Annotated in this window: 10 protein-coding genes, 1 tRNA gene and 1 pseudogene; 2 read left to right on the forward strand and 10 right to left on the reverse strand. The window is 37.1% G+C overall.

The window, feature by feature from the left end; translation table 11 throughout:
- The 9 genes from QZN27_RS07195 to hypA all read right to left on the reverse strand — a co-directional run.
- Positions 1-452 (reverse strand): zinc ribbon domain-containing protein (locus tag QZN27_RS07195; protein WP_296785718.1); only part of this gene is annotated, 452 nt, incomplete at its 3' end.
- Positions 453-498: 46 nt separating this feature from the next.
- Complete coding sequence (locus QZN27_RS07200) at positions 499-1443, reverse strand: methionine synthase (protein ID WP_296785721.1); 945 nt, start codon at positions 1441-1443, stop codon at positions 499-501.
- Positions 1440-1754 (reverse strand): DUF1894 domain-containing protein, encoded by a 315-nt coding sequence (locus tag QZN27_RS07205; protein WP_296785723.1) that lies wholly within the window; start codon positions 1752-1754, stop codon positions 1440-1442. Before QZN27_RS07205 ends, QZN27_RS07200 begins: the two co-directional genes overlap by 4 nt.
- Position 1755: 1 nt before the next feature.
- Positions 1756-2214 carry a DUF1890 domain-containing protein gene (locus QZN27_RS07210; protein WP_296785725.1) on the reverse strand — a complete coding sequence of 153 codons (459 nt, stop codon included), beginning with the start codon at positions 2212-2214 and terminating at the stop codon, positions 1756-1758.
- A 13-nt stretch (positions 2215-2227) separates the two neighbouring features.
- A complete protein-coding gene (locus QZN27_RS07215) occupies positions 2228-3310 on the reverse strand; it encodes a hypothetical protein (RefSeq protein ID WP_296785729.1) in 1083 nt (360 codons plus the stop codon).
- Positions 3311-3346: 36 nt separating this feature from the next.
- Positions 3347-3419: transfer RNA gene (locus tag QZN27_RS07220), tRNA-Ala, on the reverse strand.
- 53 nt (positions 3420-3472) lie between these two features.
- Positions 3473-4504 carry a DUF354 domain-containing protein gene (locus tag QZN27_RS07225; protein ID WP_296785732.1) on the reverse strand — a complete coding sequence of 344 codons (1032 nt, stop codon included), beginning with the start codon at positions 4502-4504 and terminating at the stop codon, positions 3473-3475.
- 22 nt (positions 4505-4526) lie between these two features.
- Positions 4527-5177, reverse strand: a complete 651-nt coding sequence (gene hypB, locus QZN27_RS07230) for a hydrogenase nickel incorporation protein HypB (protein ID WP_296785735.1) — start codon at positions 5175-5177, stop codon at positions 4527-4529.
- An 18-nt stretch (positions 5178-5195) separates the two neighbouring features.
- Positions 5196-5573, reverse strand: coding sequence for a hydrogenase maturation nickel metallochaperone HypA (hypA, locus tag QZN27_RS07235; protein ID WP_292603426.1), 378 nt, complete (start codon positions 5571-5573; stop codon positions 5196-5198).
- Between the two features lie 160 nt (positions 5574-5733).
- Here hypA and QZN27_RS07240 point away from each other — a divergent pair, with 160 nt between their 5' ends.
- Positions 5734-6882 (forward strand): aldo/keto reductase, encoded by a 1149-nt coding sequence (locus tag QZN27_RS07240; protein ID WP_296785739.1) that lies wholly within the window; start codon positions 5734-5736, stop codon positions 6880-6882.
- Here the strand turns inward: QZN27_RS07240 and QZN27_RS09945 are convergent.
- Positions 6879-9501, reverse strand: a pseudogene (locus QZN27_RS09945) (DEAD/DEAH box helicase). The gene QZN27_RS07240 and the pseudogene QZN27_RS09945 sit on opposite strands and share 4 nt — an antisense overlap.
- A 355-nt stretch (positions 9502-9856) precedes the next feature.
- Between QZN27_RS09945 and QZN27_RS07255 the strand changes: the two are divergent.
- A partial coding sequence (locus tag QZN27_RS07255; RefSeq protein ID WP_296785749.1) for a UvrD-helicase domain-containing protein occupies positions 9857-10218 on the forward strand: 362 nt, incomplete at its 3' end.

Genomic DNA, 10218 nt, shown 5'->3' on the forward strand with positions numbered 1-10218 from the left:
AATGCATAACCCTCATTTTCATATTCCAAATAGTAACCTGTATAGCCATACATTTTGGTAGGTGTTCCGCCCAAATCCTCTGCAACCTTTTGACTGTCTATTCCCTTTCCGGGAGTTCTTGTAACTCCAATTTCAATGTAGTTGTCCTTATTGCTCCAACCCATTGCGCTTGATTTGACGTTTCCGTCATAATTGACATCAGTCCTCAAAGGTTCTGCAACATAATCGGCAGGGATTTCAAATTCGACATTGTCAACCTTGACGGTCTGTGTCTGGTTGAGCAAAAAAGTAGCTGATAAAAAAATAGCCAAAATTATAAAAATAATTAGTATAATAAATATGTGCTTGTTTGAAAATCTGTTCTGCTTATTTGGAACTTTTTCACCGCAATTGGCACAGAACAATGCATCTTCCTTTAATTTTTCGCCGCATTTACTGCAATAATCTGTCATTTTAAACACCAGTGATGATTAGGTAATTATAGAAATGTTTAAAAATTTAACTGTACTTATCCTTGATTTCATTCATCAGTCTTAACTTTTCAAATGCAACATCCTTAGGAGCCCGTCTCAATCCGCAATCCGGATCCAGCAGAATATTATCCTTTCCAACAATTTCAATAGCTTCAGTGACCAGATTATCAACATCACCGATATCGTCAACTGTGTTTACAGATGAATCCAGACATCCAAAACCAATTTTTTTATCTGAAACCAGATTATAATTTTCCTTCAGCACATCCAGATTAACATTATTTCCTGCAAATTCAAAGTCCAATATATCAACATCGAATTTTGAAATGTCCTTGAATGCATCCTTCAGGATACCGCAAACGTGCATTGCCAAAGGTACCTCAAGACCGTCATGCAATATGCCAATTGCCTCACGAGCGGTTTTCATATCCACCATTCCTGTTGAGAGAAACGGCTCGTCGATTTGAATATATGCAGGCTCAACCTTTTTGGCGATTGCATCAACTTCAAATTTCAGGCTATGTGCCAGATCAATTATTGCATCTTCCTTGTTTTTATAAAAACCGGCAATTCTAGAAGAATGGACAATGGTATTAGGGCCTGTAATTATTCCCTTAACGCCCTTGCCTTCAGGAATGCTGCCTTTAAAGTAATCCTTCATGACTTTTTTTGCAAACTGCAAGTCCTTGACTGAAATTTCCTGAGTCGGATTTCTGATTTTTGACACTATTTCAGTATTTCCGTCAACAATCTTCATTCCAGGAATATATTGAGTAAAAATAGAAACCATATCTCCCCTTACCTGACCGTCAGAGATAATGTCTACGCCAGCATCAAGTTGAGAGATTACACTACTCTTGATAGCTTCTTTAAAAGGATCATATGCACCAAATGCATTTAATAATTTGTCTTTGGCTGAAGATGGTTCTTTTACTTCAACCGGAAAGCTTCCCACAACTGTAGATTTCATTTTTTGTTACCGGTATCTAATTTTCTGATTTTTTCAACTTCATCTTCATCGATTGGAAGCTCAACCACAGATGTTCCGTGACATGGTTTGGTATACGGCAAGAATACTGTTCCCTTTTCATGGTCGAATCCGATTGGAATCGGAGGTATGCCAATAACTCTAACTCCCAATACCTCATCGCCAGGTTTAATGTATACCAGATCATCTGCTTTGAATCTTATAATCATTGCGCAGTCCTTGAAACCTGCTTTGGAAGCGTGGATTTCATAATTATCAGATTGTTGAAGGTATGTATCTAAACAAAAAGACATTCTATTCAAACTCCTTAATTGCTCTGTCAAATTTAACTTTAATCGGTGAAGGATTATGGAAAGCTCTTACCGCAGCAATCAATGCATTGCTTCCGCTTTCTTCAATCATTGTTACAAATTCTGCCACTTCATCAGCATCCCTTGAAAATACCAATGCCAATGATTTGGTTTGCAATATTTGGTCAAAAGTTACGAAAAATGATGCTGCTGCGTCCTTGTGAACAAAACCGACCAACAAATCATAATCTCCTTCATTAATCTCACCTAATGTTCTTTCCAAATCCACTAGATTAAGATTGTAAAGTCCTTCAGGGTCTGATATTTTTACAAGCTTGGAAGCTGCAGGGTTTGCCGCTATGGTTGTATCATAACCCATTTTAGTTAATCTATTAAAAACATAAACTGCCATTGGAGTTTGGGATGGAGTTTCCGGACATCCAAGTAATACTAACGCTTTCATAAAAAATAACCTCTTATGATCTTGTTTTGAGTGAAACAACATTGGCCAAAATCAATGTACCGACAAATATGAATGTCAATAAAGCCATACCGTTGATTGTCCTGTTGAACACGAATAAACCAATTAACGCTTGTGCACAGAATGAAGCTAATGCTCCAGTTAATAAAACTTCTCTTCCCAGATATTTCTTGTTGTTTTTCTCTCTTTTTTCTCTGTACATGTTCAATACTTTAAAACCAATAAGGATGGTTCCGAGTACAAAAGCAACTAATCCTGCAAGTCCTAATATACCGAAGTCAAAACCGTATCCGAAGATACCTGGAAGCATATAATCAATTGTATCTTTTTGGTTAACAAGTATACCGAAAAACATTGGGAAAGGAAGACCAAAGAATAAAACGAACTGCATCGGCAAGGTAATATAACCTTCAGCAAATGCCGTACCTTCAGCTCCCCAATAGGAAGCTTTCGCATTGTGACCAATCAATTGAATGTTGTGCAATACTGTCTTAATACTTGACAGTGAGTATTGTTCAATCCTACTGAACCTTAATATAGGTGAGAAAATTGTCATACCGGTTACTCTTGATGTAACTTCCAAGAGAACAAAACCAACAGCGGCCACACCTAAAAACATACCAACCCTTTTCATTGTAATTACAGATTTTTCTCTGAAAGATTTGGATATCATCAGATAACCAAAGAACAAACCTATTAACCACAAGATTAAAAAGGATCTGTGCATTAATCCACCGAATACGGTAATGCCCGCAAGGAACAATATAACAAATCTTCTGAGAGGCCGTATATCGACTCCCGATTCCTTCATTACCTTCAGCGATGCCAAAGCTGCAACTGTACCCAAAAGAGCAATCGGCCCGAATGGGTGAGTAAATTCAGCCTGACTAGACGCCACTATCAAAAGCGCGATATCTGCTCCAAAAATAAGTGTAAAACCACCCATAATAAACAATGATAAAAATGTTACAACACTTAAGGACAATGGAATTAAGTTCAGTGCAAAAATCCAAGCGACAAAAAGCATTATTCCTACTTCAACAATTAATTGTAAGTGGTTTTGAGCAATTAACAACATATTCTAATCACAATTTCATTTTTAAATTAAATAAAGTGGACTGACCGGGATTTGAACCCGGGGCCTCCGCCATGCCAAGGCGACGATCTACCATCTGAGCTACCAGCCCAAAAACAAATTTTCAAATATCAATTTAATATTTGAAATTATTACTATAAATAATTATTTACCATTTTTCGCCAAATCATATAGATTATCCAAAATCACCTGGAACAAATCATCAGTCTCAATCTCAATTTTTTCATGAGGGTTGACAATATACTCGAGTGCCTTTTCGATAACATCATCGGTGTCATTAGACCTGTACATCAAACCTTTATTGACATAATACTGGTCAACTGACAATGTTTCACCAGGATAACATGAAATGACCGGAGTTTGAAGCAGAGCCGCTTCCCTGTTCATGGTTCCGCCAGCACCAATGACCAGATTTGATTTTTTAATGATGCTTGATGTATCTACAGGCGGTTTCAATATATGGACATTTTCTATTCCTTCAAATATTTCAGACTGTTCCTTGAATCTAGGCAATATCAAAATGTTGGCAACATTTTTCAGCTCATCAACAATAGGGGACAGAACTGATTTTCTGCAATCGACATCAAGATATGATGCAAGTGAAGGTTCCGGCCTCATCAATATGGTTTTGGAATGATTCAATTTAAGATTCAAATCATCAAAGATATTGTCATTATATTCAAAGCTTTTGAAATGCATCAATTCAGAGGTACCTTCATATGGAATGATAGTATTGGGATCCGCACCGAACTTCATAAGCTGCCAGAAGTCAATGCTGGTTGGAGCGATGATTCTGTCACATAACGGAAGAGTCAACTTGTTGGCGGCCAGTGCCTTTTCATTATCCAAAACATACAAACTTGGAATTCCTAAACCGAATGAGATTCTAGGAAGTTCAATGGAATGCTTGCTAAGGGCGACATCAACCCTTTCACCATGTATAATGTCTACAAGATTGTACACCCTTTGGGTACTCTCCCTTAATTTGTCGTAAAGACTTACACCATGTTTTCCAACAGATATGAAGTCTATTTCATACATTTCAAGTAATTTGTGAATATCTCCAAATTGCCTTGCTGTTACAATTACGTCCTCACCTTCTGCTTCCAAATACTTGATTACATCTTTAAAAAACCTTACGTGAGGCGCATTTGAGATATCAATCCATACTTTCATGTTACCACCTAAATTAATTTAATTAGTTCATAGCTTCTTCAATGACTTGAATGATTTCATCCAATCCGATGCCTTGTTTAAGGCTTGATTTGATTACTTTAACATTTGGATTTAATTTTTTAGCATCAGCAACCATCTTATCAGCATCAGCGCCAACCGCATCTGCAAGGTCGACCTTGTTTATGACAACAACATCTGATGTCTGGAAAATGATTGGATGTTTTTCTACAGTGTCGTCACCTTCAGTAACACTAACGACGACTATCCTTAAATGGGAACCTAAATCAAAGTCCACAGGACAAATCAGGTTTCCTACATTTTCAATGATAACCATGTCAAGGTCATCCAATGGCAAATCTTCAAGGCCATGGCCGACAAGGTGTGCATCCAGGTGACATTCTTTACCTGTGTTTAGGCCTACAACAGGAACGTTATGCTTTTCTATACGTCCGGCGTCGAATTTGGAGATTACATCTCCTGCCAAAACACCAATTTTATAATCAGTATTATCAATAATCTCTTCAACAAGTGTTGTTTTACCGGAACCGATTGCTCCTACAAAATCAACACAGAATATGTCTTTTTCTTCTAAATTTTTTAAGTTTTTATCGGCTAATCTTTTATTAGCATCCATAATATTTTTTGCTACTTCAACATCAGCAACTTGGTGCATAATTTCACCTCAATTAATTTAAGCATCATCTGGCTTTTCTATAACAATATTTTTTACAACAATGTCCTTGCCGTTTAAAGTTTCTACACTTAAGCTGTCGCATTCAGGACATTTTACAAGCGGAGCATAATGATCACTGTCATCAAGTATGGCTTCACCATGAAATTTACAATCATTACATTCAATTTCCGCAGGAATTTCCTCAAAGACTATCTTTGCATCTTCCATTATTGTATTCTCAATCAGAACACCTAAAATAAACTCTAACTGTTCAGGATTGATCATTGCTAATCTTCCAACTTCAACGGTGACTTCGTTAACTTCAGTTGCATTATTTGCCTCAGCAGTTTCAAGAACCGCATTTATAATGCCCTGAGCCATTGATAATTCGTGCATTTTATTACTCCTATAAACATTAATATTTTAAGTTTAGTTTTGTTTACATATAAAGCTATTTAATATAGCAATATCATTTAAGTAATACTTGAACTGTTGAGTTAAACAACAATTATATATCTTATCAAAGATATAGATATTACTTAAAGGAGATAGTATTATGACTTACAAATCAAAATTCGGGTTTGGATGCATGAGGCTTCCATTAACCGATGAAAAGGACCCTACATCAATTGACCAAGAACTGTTTAATCAGATGGTTGACATCTACATGGAAAAAGGTTTCAACTACTTTGATACATCATATGCCTACCATAACGGAAAAAGCGAAGTGGCCATCAGAAAAGCGGTAGTTGACAGATATCCTCGTGAATCCTACCAGATTTGCGACAAAATGCCAACATGGGCATTGGCCGACGAGAAAGACAATGAAAAATTTGTCAATGAAATGCTTGAAAGGTTGAACATAGATTATTTTGACGTGTTTTTCATACACAACATCAATACACCATGGTTCAAACTTGCCGAGGCACACAATGCATTCGAATATGTCAAAAAAATGAAGGAAAACGGAACTGCCAAAAAAATCGGTTTCAGCTTCCATGACCATGCAAGCCTGCTTGAAGAGGTTCTTGACAAATATGGAGATATGCTGGATATCGTCCAATTGGAGCTGAATTATCTTGATTGGGAAGATCCCGCCATTGAAGCTCACAAATGCTATGATTTATGTGTGAAACATGGACTTGAGGTTTATGTAATGGAACCTCTTAAAGGCGGAGTCATCGTAAACCCAAATGATGAAATCAGAAATGATTTCAAGGAGTTCAATCCCGACAAGTCAATAGCCAGTTTTGCATTAAGATTCTGCGCTTCACTTGAACATGTTAAAATGGTACTGAGCGGCATGAGCAAAATGGATGATTTGCTTGACAATTGCGATACCTACGAGAATTTCGAACCATTGACAAGCGAAGAAAATGAATTTTTAGAAAAAATGGCTGACAAGCTTAATTCAAGCGTTGCAGTGCCATGCAGCGAATGCGGATATTGCGTTGACGCCTGTCCTGAAATGATACCTATTCCTGAATACTTCAGCTTATATAACCTCAGTAAAAACCGTCCGGAGTCAGATATCTACAGGCTGTATTTCGATAAGTTAAGTGACGAAAAGGTTTCTGCAGAGGACTGTACATTTTGCGGAACCTGTCTGGACTACTGTACACAACACATTGACATTCCTGAAGAGCTGGAAAAAGTCTGTGAACATTTCGGAGAAGGATTTACACCTTATGCAGGCTCTCCTTAAGCCACCCTCATCTTCAACTCACGAACCATTTCACCATTCTTATTTATTTTTGAAGCCCTCTTATAATACTCAATTGCTTTTGGAAAGATTCCGGATTGATAATAAATAAGTCCCATCAGTGCAAGGGCTTCAGAGTGTTTATCATCAAAATCAAGGAGCTTTTCCAATATTTCAGATGATGTTGCAAGGTCCCCCTGCTCATACAAATCATAGGCTTCCTCATATAACGTATCAATATCATCCAGGGAACTTAACTTTATCTCTTCCTTTTGAGGCTTGCTTGTAAGCAATACCTCAAGCTCGTTAGCCATCAGATTTGACCTGTCACAGGACAATGCCTTTTTTGTAAACACCAGTGCAATATCCTTCTGGTCCTGTTCATATAATATCTGAGCCATTAATGCCAGAGCTTTTGAGTGTTTCCTATCATTAGTCAAAATGCCGTTTAAGACATCCTTTGATGAGGAATAATCCCCTTTTTCATACAACTCATAAGCCTCATCAAACTCATCAGGAATAACTTCATTTTCAATGATTATCTCAGCTTCAACTTCCAGATCGTCCTTTGATATCAGTTTGGACATGTATTCCAGAATATACTTTGTGGCGTTCTTGTGCAATGGCTTGTTATCGTTTCCGCATTTAGGAGAATATATGCAGGCAGGACATCCGCTTTGGCATTGGCAATTATCCAACAAGTCGATAGTTGAATTCAAAAGCTCAACAAATACCTCAACCGCCTTTTCACAGATTCCAATTCCGCCTTCATAACCGTCATAGATAAATATTGTTGCCTCTTGAGTATCCTCGTGGTAATTGGTGGACAATCCTCCAATATCGAACCTGTCGCACATGGTATGCAATGGAAAAAGTCCAATCAATGCATGTTCAGCCCCATGAAGACCTCCTGCAAACACTTCCTCCTCATTTGGGAACATGTCTTCAAGAGTGTCCTTTACCTGTTTTGGTATTGTAAACCATAATCCCTTGGTATTGAATTTCAAAGGAGGCAATTCAAGAGGATAGGTCCCTATCGCCTTTGAAAACTGCATCTTTTTATATTTGAAGTAATCTTCGCTTACGGTCAGCTCACCGAAATGTATGGTCAACCTGCCATATTTGGTTTTTGACAATTTCTTTTTGATATTAATCTCTGTCTGGTTTAAAACCATTGTATGATAATCAACGGCTTCCTTTGAAACATTGACAAAACCGTTTTTCAAATTAACGCTATTTACAACATAGGTATCTCCCTTGTTAATCAGGATAGCACCTTCATGGGCTTCACGATAAACCTGTGAACGCTCCATGGTTTCCAGCAATGCTCCATTGTTCATTACCTTGAACTCCTCAGATGAAATCTGGTCAAGTGAGTGGTCCATTGCAGGATGGTCATCATATGGATAGATGAAATCGCCCTTATGGTTTTCATGCAAATCCTTCCTTAAAACCAGCTCATCTATCACATCCTGTGAAATGTCAAAGTATTTTTCCGCTTCTCCCCTTTGAAGAGGAAGTTCCTTGGCTGCGCATAAAAGGTGTGCTTCCTGCAGAATAGGATTTGTCAAATCGATAATGGCGTTTTCATGAGGCTTGTCAAAAAAGAACTTCGGATTGTTCATGAAATACTGGTCAAGCTGGTTTTCAAAGGCAATCAACAATGCAAGAGATTTCTGATTGCTTCTTCCAGCCCTTCCTTGCAATCAGTTCAGTTGTTTTTCTTGAAACAGTGAAGCATAATGTCTGGATGTTTTTAAGCATCATGTACATGAATATGTTTTCCGTTTCCATATGCACTGAAGGCGCATTTTGTGTGTTGACCTTTTTTCTTACATAATTCTTGAAGGGGTTGTATAAGATAAAGTCCTTCTCGCCGCTCGGAGAGGAATCATTGTCAACAAGGACAAAATCTTCGCCAGTCAGTCTGTTTGCCAGCTCCAGAGGGTTAGCAAGAGTTGCTGAAGATAAAATAAATTGCGGATATGATCCATAAAAATTGGCAATTCTTTTTAATCTTTTAATCAGAAATGCCACATTCGAACCAAAGACGCCCTTATAGTAATGTGATTCATCAATGACAATGTATCTCAGGTTTTTATAGAATCTTGACCATTGGTGATGCCAGGACAATATCAGATGCAACTGATATGGATTTGTCAGGACGATTCTTGATTTTTCCCGTATTCCCCTTTTGTCATCTCTCGGAGTATCCCCATCATAGGTTCTTGGGCGGATTTTAATGTCCAGTTCATTTTCAAGACCCTCAAGAACATGCAGCTGGTCATTGGAAAGTGCCTTTGCGGGATAAATATAAAGTGCAGTGGCATCGCTGTCCTCGATCATTGTCTCCATTATCGGCAGATTGAAAGCCAATGTTTTTCCGGAAGCAGTGGGGGTTGTGATGATTACGTTTTCGCCATCCTTAATGGCTTCATATGTATCTGCCTGGTGTTTGTATAGCTTTACGTCCTTTGAAGAAAGATAATCAATGATTCTTTCGTTTAAATTATCCACTTTTTTGAAACTTGCCTTTTTAGCCGGTATTGTCTCAATATGGGCAATATTTTCCCTATACCTCACATCATTTTTAAACATATCAATATTTTCTACATCAGACATAATATCAGCCAAATTTCAGTTCCAATTAATTATTAAATTATATTTTTAATCGTGACAATATAAAAGATTAATCAGAGAGCATTTGAAAAGTAATATTTTAACTTAAAAAGGAATTACACAAAATTAAAGAATCAATATAAAAGAAAGTTAGGAACCGAATGGTCCTAACTTATGCATATTATGGAAGATACTTACTCCCATAATATCAAATATGTTTTCAAATTAAATAAATATTTCTTTATTACAAATTTCTCTTAAAATTTTCTCCAACCCCATTACTTTGCAAATGCTCTCTCACTTACTTTATTAATAATAACAGTGCATAAATTAAATTATATATACAAGAGGGAAAAAAATGATTTCAAATGAAGAATTTGAAGAAATTGTAGTTAATGTTCTTGAAAGGGACATATCTTCAAACGAAGACCAGAAAAATGCAATCTTCTCTCAACCTAACCAATCACTGTTCTTAGTTGCAGGCCCAGGAAGCGGAAAAACCACTGTAATGGTGCTTAAAATACTGAAATTCATTTTTGTCGATGACATCAATCCAAATGAAATACTGGCAACAACATTCACCAAAAAGGCGGCTGAAGAATTATATTCAAGGATTTTGGGATGGGGAGATGAAATCAAAAACCATATCATTGACGAATCCGATGATTTTGAAATCTTTGAAAAGATAGCCAGAATTGATTTCAATCAGATTCAGGTAGG

Origin of the sequence: uncultured Methanobrevibacter sp. (genome assembly GCF_900316895.1) — an archaeon.
In the GTDB taxonomy this organism is placed as follows: Archaea; Methanobacteriota; Methanobacteria; order Methanobacteriales; family Methanobacteriaceae; genus Methanocatella.